This window comes from Nocardiopsis deserti (genome assembly GCF_008638355.1).
GTDB classification, from domain to species: Bacteria; Actinomycetota; Actinomycetes; order Streptosporangiales; family Streptosporangiaceae; genus Nocardiopsis; species Nocardiopsis alborubida.
Map to the genome: position 1 here is coordinate 1 of NZ_VWVS01000026.1, position 13,580 is coordinate 13,580.

Consider the following 13,580-nt stretch of genomic DNA (forward strand, 5'->3'; position numbering starts at 1 on the left):
CCTGGACCTGCTGCCCGGGTGGCTGGGCCTGGACACCGGCGGCCTGGACGCCTCCCCCTGGCTCATCGCGCTCAACGTGGTGATCTTCCTCGGCGTCCCGCTGGTGGCGGGGTTCCTCACCCGCCGGATCGGTGAGCGGCGGATGGGCCGCGAGCGCTACGAGGCGAACTTCCTGCCCCGGATCGGCCCGTGGGCGCTCTACGGCCTGCTGTTCACCATCGTGCTGCTGTTCGCCCTCCAGGGGGACCGGATCACCAGCCAACCGCTGGACGTGGTGCGCATCGCGGTGCCGCTGCTGGCCTACTTCGCCATCATGTGGTTCGGCACCTTCGCCTTCGGCAAGGCGATCGGGATGGACTACGACCGCACCGCGACGCTGGCCTTCACGGCGGCGGGCAACAACTTCGAGCTGGCCATCGCGGTGGCCGTCGCCACGTTCGGGGTGGCCTCGGGTCAGGCCCTGGCCGGGGTCGTGGGCCCGCTGATCGAGGTGCCGGTGCTGGTGGGCCTGGTGTACGTGTCCCTGGCCTGGCGCAGGCGGTTCGCGCCGGCGCGGCGGTAGGGGCCGCCGGAGCGCGCGGGCCCGCCACTGACCGCGGGCCCGCACGGGCTCCGACCCTGTCCCGTCCGGTCGGGGCCGGACCCGTCACGGGTCACCTCGACCGGCCGGGCGGTCGCCGCACGACGTGATGCGCGTCCCGGCCGACTCCGCGCAGGGCGGCCGGGGAGAAGCGGGCGGGGGAGGGGGTCCGCCCGTCCCTGACGCGGGTGGCCAGGGCGGTCAGCGCGCCGAGCGCCGCCAGGGCTCCCAGTGCCGCGAACGCCGCCGGATAGCCGCCCAAGGGTCCGGCCAGGGCGGCGCCCGCCCAGGGCGCGACCGCGATGGCCAGCATGAGCGGGGTGTGCATGAGGCCGTTGAGGGTGGCGTAGTGCTCCGTTCCCCACCGGTCGGACACCGCGGTGGCCTGGAGGAGGGTGAGGATGCCGCGTGCCATGCCCGCCAGCACCGCGATGGCCATGACCAGGCCCAAGGGGCCCGGTACCAGTGCCAGGAGAAGGGTGGTCACCGCGCAGGCACCCAGCACGGCCACGGCGCGCGGTACCGGGCCGGTCCACCGTTCCAGGGGCGCGTAGACCAGGCGGCCGAGTACCTGCCCCACACCGCCCGCCCCCAGGGCCCAGGCCGCTTCCGTCGTGCCGAAGCCCTGTTCCTCCAGCAGGGGAACGGTGTTGACCACGACCGCGTAGACGGTGAAGGACCCCAGGGCCAGAGCCGTCGTCAGTGCCCAGAACGCCCGACCGAGCACGACGGCACGCGCGCTCTGCCCTCGGTCGCCCCGGTGTCCGACACCTCCTGGGCTCCGGTCTCGTGGCAGGACGAAGGCGTGCAGGGGCACCACCACGACCAGGAGCACGGCCGCGAGCACCAGGTAGGCGCCCCGCCATCCCCAGGCTCCTTCCAGGAGCGCGGTCATGGGAGCGAAGACGGTGCTGGCCAGCCCGGCGGCCAGGGTCAGCGCGGTCAGGGCCCGCACTTTCGCCTTCCCGTACCAGTGGGTCAGGGCGGCGAAGGCCGGAGGGTAGAACAGTCCGGCCATCGCGGCTCCGGCCACCAGCCAGGCGGCGGCGAAGACCCACGGGTTCGGGGCCAGGGCGATGGCCGCCACGGCGGGGGCCGCGAGCAGGGCCGCCGCCGTCATCGCCGGGCGCGGGCCCCGGGCCTGGAACCAGCGCCCCGCCGGGATGCCCGCCAGTCCCGCGACGACCTGGGAGGCGGAGAACAGTGCGGTCACCGTGGTCGGGGACCACCCGGTGTCGACGGTGATGCTCGGAGCCAGGACGGGGAAGGCGTAGAACAGCACCCCGTAGCTGGTGGTGACGGTGACGCACAGGGCTGCCAGGCCCCGGCGCGCACCGACCACGGCGGGTGCGGGCGCGCCGGAGACCTGACCGGACGCAGGTGTCACGAGACCCGGTCCGGTTCACCCAGCCCGACCTGCTGCGAAGACGCGTCGGAGCAGCAGCCGCTCCCGGTGGAAGCCGCCGCCTTCCGGGAGGACACGGTGCGGTCGTCGCCGGGGGAGGTCACCGGCGCCTCGGAGACGTCCGGGCCGCCGCGGCGACCACCCTGCTCAGCAGCGGACTCCACCGGGGCCTCGGGTGCGGGTCCGCAGCAGCCGTCGCTCTCGACCACCGCGTCCGGCGACTCGGACAGACCTCCGCCGCTGCAGATCCCCGTCTCGGGCAGGACCAGCTCCACCCGGGCGGCGGCCTCGCGGTCCCCGGCCAGGTGTGCGGCGATGCTGCGCACCTGCTCGTAGCCGGTCAGGGCCAGGAAGGTCGGGGCGCGCCCGTAGGACTTCATTCCCGCGAGGAAGAAGCCCTCCTCCGGGTGGGAGAGCTCCTGCGCTCCGTGGGGGTAGACGGTGCCGCAGGAGTGCTGGTTGGGGTCGATGAGCGGGGCCAGCTCCACCGGCGCCTGGAGGGCGGCGTCCAGGCCGAGGCGGATCTCGGACAGGAAGGACAGGTCGGGGCGGAACCCGGTCAGCGCCACGACCTCGTCCACGGGCTCCAAATCCCGGCCGTCCTCGTCGGCCAGCACGAGACGCCCGTCCCGCTCCGTCCGGACCTCGGCGGTACGGAACCCGGTCACCACCTCGACGTACCCGGCCCCAACGGCCTCGCGGGCGCGCTGGCCCAGGGCACCGCGCGCGGCCAGCTGGTCGGCCGCGCCCCCGCCGAAGGCGTCGCCGACCTCTCCGCGTCGCAGCACCCACACCGCCTTCGTTCCCGGGTGTTCCCCGGCCAGCGCGGCCAGGGCGACCAGGGCGGTCAGCGCCGAGTGCCCGCGCCCGACCACGGCCGTGGTGCGGCCCGCGTGGCGCGCGCGGACGACGGGGTCGGCCAGGTCGGGGACACGGTAGGTCAGGTGTGCGGACGCGGCCGTTTCTCCCAGCGCGGGCAGGCCGTCGCCTCCCACCGGGTTGGGTGAGACCCAGGTGCCGGAGGCGTCCACGACCGCGCGGGCCAGGACCCGCTCCTCACCAGCCGCGGTGCGCAGACGCACGGTGAAGGGCTGCTCCCCGCGCCCGGCGTCCACGACCCGGTCCCGGCCCAGGCGGCTCACCCCGGTCACCTCGGCACCGAAGCGGACCCGCTCGCCCAGGGCCTCGGCCAGGGGAACGAGGTAGGCGTCAACCCACTCGCGGCCGGTCGGGTAGCCCGCGTCGTCCGGGCGCCGCCAGCCGGTGGCGGTGAGCAGCCTCTCCGCGGCCGGGGCGACCAGGTCGCGCCACATCGAGAACAGGCGCACGTGGCCCCATGCGGACACGGCCGCCCCGGCGGAGTTCCCCTTCTCCAGGACCAGGACCGGAAGGTCGCGCGCGACCAGCTCCGCGGCTGCCGCCAATCCTGCGGGTCCGGCTCCGATCACCACGACGGGACGCTCGTCGCCCATGACACACCTCTTTCATCGACTGGTGTCTATGAATCGGAACTCTATCGGTGGCCATCGATGGACGCAACCATAGATGATGGTCGATAATGTGAGGCATGACCGTGACGCAGCCCGAGCACACCGCACCAGCACTGCCTCAGCCCGACGCCGAGACCTACGCCGCCTGGTTCGCCTGCCTGGCCGAACCCATGCGCGTCCAGCTCCTGCACGCCATCGCCACCACCCCCGGCTCGGTCAGCGTGGGACAGCTCGCCGAGATGGTGGAGGTCCGCCAGCCCACGGTCTCCCACCACCTGCGCAAACTCGCCGACGTCGGGTTCGTGACCCTGACCAAGGTGGGCACCTCGACCCGGGTGGCGGTCAACCCGGCCTGCTGCACGGGCCTGCCGCACGCCGCCGACGCCGTCATGGGGATGCTCAACGCGCGGCCGTGCTGCCCCACCGACCTGCCCGCCGACGTCACCACCCGCGCCATGACCGATGCCGACCTGGAGACGGTCCGGGATGTCTACGCCCAGGGCATCGCCACCGGCGACGCCACCTTCGAGACCGAGGTCCCCGGGGCGGGCGCGCTGAAGGACAGGTGGATAGCCGGGCACCGCTGGGTGGCCGAGGCGGGCGGCCGCGTCGTCGGCTGGGCCGCCGCCTCACCCGTCTCCGTCCGCGAGGTCTACGCCGGGGTGGCCGAGACCTCGGTCTACGTCGCCGAGGACGCGCGCGGCCGGGGCGTGGGCAAGGCGCTGCTGTACCGGCAGGTCACCGAGGCCGACGCCGCCGGACTGTGGACGCTCCAGACCTCGGTCTTCCCCGAGAACCGGGCCAGCCTGGCCCTGCACCACCAGGCGGGCTACCGCACCGTGGGTGTGCGCGAGCGCGTCGCCCGCCACCACGGGGTCTGGCGCGACACCGTCCTGCTGGAGCGTCGCCGCCCCGAGGAGGGCGCCGAGCCCGGCGAGGTTCCCTGCGCAGACGGTTCGGGCTGCCCACCCGCCTGACCTCCGGCAGCGCGGAGCGGCCCGCCGAGGGCAGCACCTCGGCCCGCAGACGCGGAAGCCGGCGGGGCCGCCTCGGGAAACCCCCCGATGGCGGAGAACCACCCGGAACTGGTGTTTTCGTTTCGGGAACGCGAAACCCAGGGGTGCGTTCCCGAAGGCGCGCAAGAGGCTCCCGTGAAAAGCGCGGGACAAGACCGTGAAAACGCGACTCTCCTGCCTCCGGAACGGTGTTCCGCGCCGCGGCGCGCGGACCCGGACACCTCGATCCTGCCCCTCCAGGCAAGGGATCCGGGCCTCGCACGCTCCACCCGCGTCGGCGGTCGCACGGAGGGGTTCACCAGCCGAATTTCCCTGACCACGTCTTATGGCGCGTTATCTCGTCCCCCGGTACCCTCCGTTCGTCGAGTTCGTGCCGTCGCTCCCACAGCGCACCCACCCCGCTGGTCGGACTCGCCCCCGTCCACAACGAATCCCGGGTTGCTCGTGGTTTCCAGAAAAGCTTTTCCGGCCTGGTTCGGGAACAGCGGAATGTCCCTCGGCCAGTGGGCGGCGTGCGGAGCGACCGGTCTGCTCATCGCGAGCAGCCTCACCGCATACGCGGGCTACCGCGACGCCCTTGGCATCGAGACCGAGCAGGTCGACACCGACGCCTGGGGTGAGCGCCCCGACCAGGTGGAGGGGGTCCACAACATCCTGCTGCTCGGCGGGGACAACGAGTCCCAGGGCAGACGCCCCGACGTCCTGGTCGTCGTCAACGTCAACGTGGACAGGGGCGCCGTGACCATGGTCAACCTGCCGCGCGACCTGGTCGTGGACATCCCCCCGTGTGAGCCGGTGGACGGGTCCTCCGGATGGTCCGGCGGTCCGCAGCAGCTCAACCACGCCGCGACCTACGGCGGTCTGGACTGTCTGGGCAACACCGTGGAGAAGACCACGGACATCCGCCTGGACCACATGGTGATGGTGGACTTCGCCGGGTTCGAGAACATCGTGGACACCCTCGGCGGTGTCGAACTGTGCATTCCCGAGCCGATCAACGACCCCAAGGCCCACCTGGAACTGGACGCGGGAGTGCAGACCCTCGGCGGCCGGGAGGCGCTCGGACTGGCCCGCTCCCGCGACAGCACCGAGTTCAAGGACGACATGGGGCGCATCCAGAGCCAGCAGCGGTTGATCGGCGCCATCCTGCGCGAGGTCACCAGTGGTGAGACCCTGTCCAGCCCCACCACCCTCTACGACTTCCTGGGATCGGTCACCGACAGCATGGTGACCGACGACGGGTTCACGGTGGACAAGATGGCGGAGCTGGCCATCGCCATGCGCGAGGTCGACCTGAGCCGGGTCACCATGGTCATGGTGCCGGTCGTGGACTCCCTGACCCACGAGTACAAGGTGGAACCCAAGGAACCCCAAGCCGGTGAGCTCTTCGCCGCGGTGGCCGCCGGTGAGGTGCTGCCCGGGGAGGAGGGCGACGACGGTGCGGCGGGGGCCGCGGAGGGAGACGGGCCCGCCGGCCCGGAGGAGCCCGCGGTGGAGCCCGCGGACGTGTCCGTGCGGGTGGTCAACGGCACGGGCGTGACCGGCCTGGCGGGCCGGGTCGGGTCGCTCCTCGGAGAGCGCGGGTTCGACGTCACCGGGGTCGGCGACCCCGCCGAGCGCGTTCCCGCCGTCACCACGGTCTACCACGGCCCCGACCAGCGGTCGCACGCCGAGGAGCTGGCCTCGGTACTCGCCAACGCCCGACTGGAGGAGGCTGCCGATTCGGGCGAGGAACTGGAACTGGTGATGGTGCCGCAGGACTGGGCCGGGTTCGCCGACTCCGACCCCGGTTCCGGCTCCCACTCCGGTGAGGACGGGGACGCGGGAGCGCTGGCCGGACTGGACACCGCGTCCGCGGCCGAGGACGGAGCCGTGTGCTGAGGGGCGGGTCGGTCCAGGCAGTGGTCATGGAGGACTCGATCTGGACCACGACATAGCTTCCGGACCACCTCCAAGCCGCGTCGCCAGGGACGGCACGAAACAGTGGCCGGTCATGGGCCGGTGGGCCGGTGGGCCGGTGGGCCGAGCCCGGCCGGTAGGACCGCGGTCCCCCGCGGTTTCGCGTCCACGCTGGTCGGCCTCCTGCTCCCGAAGCCACGGTGAGGGGCAAAACAGCCGGTCCTGCTCTCACGACGAAGGCGCGGACGTAGCGTGGTTGACATGACTGCTCATCTGTCCCACGGCGAACGACTTCTCGCGGTCAACGGCGTCGAGCTGTGTGTCGAGACCTTCGGAGACCACACGGACCCGGCGATCGTGCTGGTCGCCGGGGCCTCCGCCTCGATGCTGTGGTGGGACGCCGAACTGTGCGGACGGATCGCCGCCCGCGGCCGGTTCGTGGTCCGTTTCGACCACCGCGACACCGGCCGCTCGACCTGCTACCCGCAGGGTCGGCCGACGTACTCCTGCACCGACCTGGCCCAGGACGTGCTCGGCATCCAAGACGCCCTGGGCATCGAACGCGCCCATGTGGTCTGCCAGTCGATGTTCGGGCGGAGCGGCCTCATCCTCGGCGTGGACCACCCCCACCGGGTCGCGTCGCTGACGTTCGTCTCGAGCTCGACCGGGGCCGACGACCTGCCACCGCCCTCCAGGGACCTGGCCATGCCCGCCCCACCAGGTTCCTCCGACACGGCCGCGGTCGTGGAGTACGTGATCGCCGACGCGCGGGCCTGCGCCGGCGACTCGCCGTACTTCGACGAGGCCGCGGTCCGGACGCTGGTCGAACGCGACGTGGCGCGCGCCAGGAACTACGCGTCCACGCTGGTCAACCACTACGCCATCGACCTCGACGGACCGGCCCGCGGCGGCTTCGGCGACATCGCGGTGCCCACGCTCGTGGTCCACGGCGACCGAGACCCGCTCCTGCCGCCGGCGCATGGTGAGGCGCTGCGTGCGGCGATTCCCGGGGCCGAGCTGTTGGTCCTGCGGGGGGCGGGTCACGACCTGCCCGGGCCGGTGTGGGACGACTTCGTGTCGGCCCTGGTCCGGCACACGGGAGGCGGCCGTCCGTGAACCGGTTGCGGTCGGCGCTGTGGCTGCCGTTCTCCATGCCCGCGCGGTGATCCAACGGTCGCGGCATCACACAGCCCCCCGCGCAACGGCAAAGCGATCAGAGGATGGTCGGCGGATGGGCGGAAGCGTGTGCGGACACGCCGGGATGGGCGAGGATTCCGTGGCCTGGGTCCAACGCCCGTGCGCCCGTGCCCAACGGGCGGCCACCCACCGCGAGGTCGAGCGGGGTGGTCTGGAGATCCCCCGAAAGTCGGATCTGAGTTTTCCCGGCCTAGAAAAAATACTCCGGGCACAACACATTTCCTCTAGTCCCTGCACTACGCATTCCGGTGTCCTTCGGCACACTGCTTTTCCGGGACAAGGGGTTTCCTGTGTGATAGGTTCTAAGGAGTTGCAGTCGTGAACCCCGATGGATGCCATCTCTTCGGGCGATCACCGCGGTGACGGGGAAATCGTCATCTGCGGTTTTCTTCATACTCCGAACGAGAGGTATCCCTATGGCGACCGGTACGGTCAAGTGGTTCAACGGCGAAAAGGGCTTCGGCTTCATCGAGCAGGACGGCGGCGGCCCCGACGTCTTCGCCCACTACTCGAACATCCAGGCCACGGGCTACCGTGAGCTGGCCGAGGGCCAGTCCGTGGACTTCGACATCACCCAGGGCGCCAAGGGCCTTCAGGCCGACAACATCACCCTGGTCTAGGGGAGCCGACGCTCCTCCTGCGGCAGGGGCCCGCCCTCAGGGCGCTGGGCCCCTGCCGCTTTTTCTTTTTCTCCGCCGGGTTTTCCAGCCGTCGCCCCCCGAACGGCACCGGCGTCCACCGCGCCCCGGAGTCCTCCGGACGAGCGCGGACACCCGCATTACTTATCCGGCGTACTCCGGTTTCCCCCTGCGAGGCCGAAAGGCCTCCCGCCCGGCGAACGCCGCTGGCGAAAGGCCTCACATGAGTTATCCGTACCGCACCGACACCAGCCGTGGCCGCCCCTCCCCGGGATACGGCCGACAGCGCCCCCGCACGCCCGGCCGCCCCCGGTCCGGCGGCCCTTCCGGGGAGTTCGCCCTCCCGGTCACCGTCACCCCAGCGCTCCCACCGGTGGAGTCCTTCGAGGCGCTGGACATGCCCGCACCGTTGAAGCGGACCCTGACCCGCCAGGGGCTGACGGTTCCGTCCGAGATCCAGGCGGCCACCCTGCCGAACTCCCTGGCCGGACGCGACGTCCTGGGCCGCAGCCGGACCGGATCGGGCAAGACCCTGGCCTTCGGGCTGGCGCTGCTCGCCCAGCTCGACGGGCGCAAGGCCGAGCCCCGGCACCCCCTGGCCGTGGTGCTCGCCCCCACCCGTGAGCTGGCCCAACAGGTGACCGACGCACTGGCGCCCTACGCGCGGTCGGTGGGGGCGCGTACGGCGACCGTGGTGGGGGGCATGCCCGTCAGCCGTCAGGCCCGCGCCCTGCGTCAGGGCGTGGAGCTGGTCGTGGCCACCCCGGGCCGTCTGCGCGACCTGATGGAGCGCGGCGACTGCGTTCTGGACCAGGTGGACGTCACCGTCCTGGACGAGGCCGACCAGATGACCGACATGGGCTTCATGCCGCAGGTCACCGCGATCCTCCAGCAGGTTCCGGCCGACGGTCGACGCATGCTGTTCTCGGCCACCCTGGACCGCAACGTCGACACCCTGGTCCGCCGGTTCCTGAACGACCCGGTGGTCCACTCGGTCGACCTGTCCGAGGGCGCGGTCTCCACCATGGAGCACCACGTCATGCACGTGTCGCACGCCGACAAGCAGGACGTCGTGACCCGGATCGCGGCCCGCGACGGTCGGGTGATCATGTTCCTGGACACCAAGCGCGCCGTGGACCGGATGGCCGAGCACCTGCTGGCCAACGGGGTCCTCGCCGCGCCGCTGCACGGCGGGCGGTCCCAGCCCCAGCGCACCCGCACCCTCGACCAGTTCAAGAGGGGCGCCGTGACCGCGCTGGTGGCCACCAACGTCGCCGCGCGCGGCATCCACGTGGACGGGCTGGACCTGGTGGTCAACATCGACCCGCCCACGGACCACAAGGACTACCTGCACCGGGGCGGACGCACCGCCCGCGCGGGCGAGACGGGCAGCGTGGTCACGCTCGTGCTGCCCAGCCAGCGACGTGACATGACCCGACTGATGAGCCGGGCCCGGATCGACGCGCACACCGCGCGGGTGGACGCCGAGGACGTGGAGCTGACCAGGGTGACCGGAGCGCGTGAGCCCTCGGGCGTACCGGTCGCCGTGCCCGCCGGGGGCTCGCGAGAGCGGCGGCACCGCGGTGCCGCAGCACGCCGACCGCGCCGCTGACCCGACCACGACGGGGCCCGAGAGCAGGATGCTCTCGGGCCCCGTCGGGCTGGTTCTCCAAGTTGCGGGTGCTCGCCCACGCCCACGCCCACGCCCACGCCCAGGAAAAGGCTGGTCTCTGCCCCGAGGTCATGTGGGCCGCACTGGGCCCTGCCGCCACGACCGGTGTGTCCCGCGTTCCAGATGCGGGGCGTTGGCGCGGAGGCGATCCTGTCCGCGCGTTCGGCGCGCTCCTTGGCCCGCTCGTCGGCCTCTGCCTGTGACAGCCGGGGAGCCGTTTACCTGATGAGCGCACGGGCGTGGTCCCGGGTCTGCATGTAGGCCGGGAACACCATGATCCCGTACTCGTGGACGGCCGCGGCGCTGTCGATCATCTCGGCGATCTCGAACTTCCAGATCTCGCCTTCTGGGCCGGTGAGCTCCTTCCACAGGTGCTTCAGTTTGCCGGGGGCGAGGGCCTTGCCCAGCTCTTCCCGCCCTCCCGGAGCTGAGCGGAGGGGCTGACCAGCGCTCGCTCGAGGTCGGAGATCGCCGTCTTCGACGAGCTCACTGTTGAGCGCAGCGGGGAGGTCAGTGGAAACGCAGCCAACTTGCCGGTGGGCAAACTGTTGACGAGCACGGGGATGTCAGCGTGAGCACCATGCCCGCAGCTTTCGCTCCTCATGGAATCGACAGAAGAGAGCACTGCGATGTCTTCAACCCAGGACCACCGCACCGACTTGCCGGAATCCGAGTACGAGCGACCATTCCTGCGGCGGGCCGAGTCAACCGAAGCCGGTACATGCCAGAGCCTCCAATAAATCCGGCACGAGACAGGGTGGACGTCAAGGTGGTCTCGGCCGAGCTCGGCCACGCGACCACGCGCTTCACCCGGGACACCGACCAGACCGTGTTCCCCGACGTGGCCAGGGCCGCCGCCGAGGCCACCGCGGCCATGCTCAAACCCGCCACCAGCAGGGCGTAGACACCAGTGCACCACCGGCCCCCGCTCGGGTTAGCGGCACCATCGCCCGAGCGGGGGCCTTGCTGTGTGCCGAACCGAGAAGGTGCCGTCGGCGTGAGGTGGTGTTGGTGTGCTCGGTGGTGGCTCCGCTGGCACCAGCCTGCCTTCCCGAGCAGGGTCTGGGTGTGTGCAAGCGGTGGGCAGCCTCGGGTTCTGGTGGGGTGTACCAGCCACCGAGAACCCGTGTGGCTACGGTAGAGTTGGCTCCGGCGACGGCCAGGACCACGCTCCGAGTCGTATCGCGGGCCTCTAGCTCAATTGGCAGAGCAACGGACTTTTAATCCGTGGGTTCAGGGTTCGAGCCCCTGGGGGCCTACCCGCAAAAACCCAGGTCAGAGGCCCTTTCTGGGCTTCTCTGTCTGGGTTCTTCCCGTCTCCGGCGTCCGCCGATTGCTCCGAGCGTGCTCCGTTGTCTCGCCTGTGCCTCCCACCTCGACGAGCAGCCCGGAGCAACACCCCTGTTCGGTGCCTTCCAAACCCGGATGATCCGGGAGCTTTCGCCCCGCCCCTCCGGAAATCCGTTGGTCGGTGCCCAGTTCCCACGGACGCATAATCCGTTACTCCATCCCCGCAGGTCAGAGGTGTCACTGTGCGGAAGGGAGCGGAGGCGGAGGAGCCCCGGAAACAGTGGTTCCGGGGCTTGGCGGTGAGTGCGTGGTGGGTCAGGCCAGGCAGCCGGCCTTGACACCCTGGAGGAACCCTGCCCACTCCGGGGAGGCGAAACTCAGGTGACCCAGGAGGGGATTCTGCGAGTCGCGCACGTCGGTTCCCTGCGAGCCCTCGCGCGCCTCAACGCAGTTGGTGCCCCCGTTGCTGTAGCTGCTCTTGTGCCCGCCTGTGCCAGGCGGCACCGGTGACTTGTTCATCGCTCCAACCTCTTCTGCTCATCACGGAGCCGCGTCACCTCTGCCCGGAGCCTGGCGAGAGACTGCTCCGGGCTGCTGGCCACCCCCTGCAGGGCGGTATAGGCCATCCGGTAGTTGGCGACCTCCACCGTGTTGGTGATCACCTGTCCCTCACGGATGGACTCCGCGACGAGCACCTCCGGGATGTAATCCGTGGTGATCAGCTTCAAGGCTCCCGAATTGCCCGGGTGTCGCGGTTCCGAGGCCGGGACGAACTGGATGCTGACCCGCTCGCTGTCGGCCAGAGCCACCACGTGCTCCAGTTGCTCCAGCACAACCTCGGTAGAACCGTAGCGGCGGCTGAGGACGGACTCGTCCAGGACCGTCCAGATGCGGGGTGCCGGTGCGGAGGCGATCCTGTCCGCACGTTCCGCACGTTCCTTGGCCCGCTCGTCGGCCTCTGCCTGTGACAGCCAAGGTGCCGCGTACCTGATGAGCGCACGGGCGTGGTCCCGGGTCTGCATGTAGGCCGGGAACACCATGATCTCGTACTCGTGGACGGCCGCGGCGCTGTCGATCATCTCGGCGATCTCGAACTTCCAGATCTCGCCTTCTGGGCCGGTGAGCTCCTTCCACAGGTGCTTCAGTTTGCCGGGAGCCAGGGCCTTGTCCAGCTCATCGCGGAGCTGGGCGGAGGGGTTGCAGTCACAACGTGCTCTGTCGTGCCTGCGCCGACTGCGGCGCAGGCTGCGGCCTCACAGGGAACTGCCCGAGGTGGAGGAGTGCACGGCACGGGGCAGGGAGGTCATACCAGGGTGAGCGCCCGGTACAGGGCGACCACGGTGGAGGCGCCGACGACCTCTCCCCGGGCGATCATCTCCACTGCCTCATCCAGGGGCCACCAGCGGATCTCCTGGGCTTCGTTGATGTCTGGAGGGGCGTCGGTGAGATCGGCGCCTCGGGCCAGGTAGATGATCTGGGGCTGGTCCACCGAACCGATGGCGGGCTGGAAGGTCACCATGTGTTCCATCGAGCGGGGCCGCCACCCGGTCTCCTCCTCGACCTCGCGTGCCGCCGCGGCCTCGACGTCCTCGGCGCCGTCGACGTAGCCGCCGGGGAGTTCCCACACCCACCGGTCGATGATGAAGCGGTGTCGCCGCATCAGCAGGGCTTCGCGCTGGTCGTTGACCACGAGCGTCATCGCGGCGGGGGGCATGGTGACGACGTACTGGGTGAAGGACACCCCGTCCGGGAGGGTGACGTCGACGGTGGAGAGGCGGATGTGCCGGTTCTGGTCCACGAGCTTCTCGCCGTGAATCGTCCATTGGGTGCTCACACCGGCACCCTAGGACAGCGCCGCGCCGGTCTGACCGTCACTACCGTCCCTGTGCATGGCTGCCTGGCTGCGCGGAGTGGTCTAGCGATCCGGTGTGGTTCATCCCGTGATCACCTGGTTCTGACCTCCGATAACTGCTCTTTTACCGGTGCGGCCAGAAGCGACCCCGGGCTTCACTGGAGAACCCCGTTGCCCATTTCCGGCTCATCTTGTCCGTCCCCCGAGTAGAACGCCCACCCGGTACCTCCGTTCCAGTCGCGCAGGTCTCCCAGATGGTCGGCGGTCTCGCCGTCCACGTCCACCCACAGGTACGGGTGCTCGGAGGAGGGGTCACCGGAGACCAGCACCGCCACGCCCAGGGCCGGGTCGGTGTCGGCGGCCGCCGTCTCCTGCTCGCGCTCCTGGGCGGAGGGGGCGGTGAAGTAGGAGGAGGCGTGGCCGAATCCGGACACCGACCACAACGCGTCCGCCGTGTGGTGAAGGATGCCCCCCAGGAGGCGAACCGAGTAGGCCCAGTTCTCCCGAAGCCACGGCGAGAAGCAAGCTCAAAATCAGGAGC

The 13,580-nt window shown here is 70.8% G+C and carries 12 protein-coding genes, 1 tRNA gene and 1 pseudogene; 8 read left to right on the forward strand and 6 right to left on the reverse strand.

What is annotated here, in order from left to right; genetic code table 11:
- Nucleotides 1-562, forward strand: a 562-nt coding sequence (locus FYW99_RS28410) for an arsenic resistance protein (protein ID WP_394350385.1), incomplete at its 5' end; no start/stop codon positions are given.
- 91 nt (nucleotides 563-653) lie between these two features.
- Here FYW99_RS28410 and FYW99_RS28415 read toward each other — a convergent pair.
- On the reverse strand, nucleotides 654-1,967 hold the full coding sequence (locus FYW99_RS28415) for an MFS transporter (protein WP_150255084.1): 1,314 nt from the start codon (nucleotides 1,965-1,967) through the stop codon (nucleotides 654-656).
- Nucleotides 1,964-3,457 carry an NAD(P)-binding domain-containing protein gene (locus FYW99_RS28420; protein WP_150255085.1) on the reverse strand — a complete coding sequence of 498 codons (1,494 nt, stop codon included), beginning with the start codon at nucleotides 3,455-3,457 and terminating at the stop codon, nucleotides 1,964-1,966. The genes FYW99_RS28415 and FYW99_RS28420 overlap by 4 nt, the downstream gene beginning before the upstream one ends.
- A 95-nt stretch (nucleotides 3,458-3,552) precedes the next feature.
- Here FYW99_RS28420 and FYW99_RS28425 point away from each other — a divergent pair, with 95 nt between their 5' ends.
- From FYW99_RS28425 to FYW99_RS28450, 7 genes and pseudogenes are all read left to right on the forward strand, one after another.
- Nucleotides 3,553-4,452 (forward strand): helix-turn-helix domain-containing GNAT family N-acetyltransferase, encoded by a 900-nt coding sequence (locus FYW99_RS28425; RefSeq protein ID WP_150255086.1) that lies wholly within the window; start codon nucleotides 3,553-3,555, stop codon nucleotides 4,450-4,452.
- A gap of 528 nt (nucleotides 4,453-4,980) precedes the next feature.
- Nucleotides 4,981-6,372 carry an LCP family protein gene (locus FYW99_RS28430; protein ID WP_150255087.1) on the forward strand — a complete coding sequence of 464 codons (1,392 nt, stop codon included), beginning with the start codon at nucleotides 4,981-4,983 and terminating at the stop codon, nucleotides 6,370-6,372.
- A 279-nt stretch (nucleotides 6,373-6,651) separates the two neighbouring features.
- Nucleotides 6,652-7,506, forward strand: a complete 855-nt coding sequence (locus FYW99_RS28435) for an alpha/beta fold hydrolase (RefSeq protein WP_150255088.1) — start codon at nucleotides 6,652-6,654, stop codon at nucleotides 7,504-7,506.
- Between the two features lie 497 nt (nucleotides 7,507-8,003).
- A complete protein-coding gene (locus FYW99_RS28440; protein WP_150255089.1) occupies nucleotides 8,004-8,207 on the forward strand; it encodes a cold-shock protein in 204 nt (67 codons plus the stop codon).
- Nucleotides 8,208-8,448: 241 nt separating this feature from the next.
- Complete coding sequence (locus FYW99_RS28445; RefSeq protein WP_150255090.1) at nucleotides 8,449-9,837, forward strand: DEAD/DEAH box helicase; 1,389 nt, start codon at nucleotides 8,449-8,451, stop codon at nucleotides 9,835-9,837.
- Nucleotides 9,838-10,654: 817 nt separating this feature from the next.
- Nucleotides 10,655-10,801, forward strand: a pseudogene (locus FYW99_RS32010) (site-specific integrase); the annotation flags it as partial.
- 282 nt (nucleotides 10,802-11,083) lie between these two features.
- A tRNA-Lys gene (locus FYW99_RS28450) sits at nucleotides 11,084-11,156 on the forward strand.
- A 346-nt stretch (nucleotides 11,157-11,502) separates the two neighbouring features.
- On the opposite strand, the gene FYW99_RS28455 is transcribed toward FYW99_RS28450, so the two are convergent.
- From FYW99_RS28455 to FYW99_RS28470, 4 genes are all read right to left on the reverse strand, one after another.
- Nucleotides 11,503-11,706: a DUF397 domain-containing protein gene (locus FYW99_RS28455; RefSeq protein ID WP_190394847.1), complete on the reverse strand. Its 204-nt coding sequence runs from the start codon at nucleotides 11,704-11,706 to the stop codon at nucleotides 11,503-11,505.
- A complete protein-coding gene (locus FYW99_RS28460; RefSeq protein ID WP_150255091.1) occupies nucleotides 11,703-12,266 on the reverse strand; it encodes a DUF5753 domain-containing protein in 564 nt (187 codons plus the stop codon). The genes FYW99_RS28455 and FYW99_RS28460 overlap by 4 nt, the downstream gene beginning before the upstream one ends.
- A gap of 224 nt (nucleotides 12,267-12,490) precedes the next feature.
- Nucleotides 12,491-13,021: an NUDIX hydrolase gene (locus FYW99_RS28465; protein WP_150255092.1), complete on the reverse strand. Its 531-nt coding sequence runs from the start codon at nucleotides 13,019-13,021 to the stop codon at nucleotides 12,491-12,493.
- Between the two features lie 173 nt (nucleotides 13,022-13,194).
- On the reverse strand, nucleotides 13,195-13,473 hold the full coding sequence (locus FYW99_RS28470) for a hypothetical protein (protein WP_150255093.1): 279 nt from the start codon (nucleotides 13,471-13,473) through the stop codon (nucleotides 13,195-13,197).
- Nucleotides 13,474-13,580 lie beyond the last annotated feature (107 nt).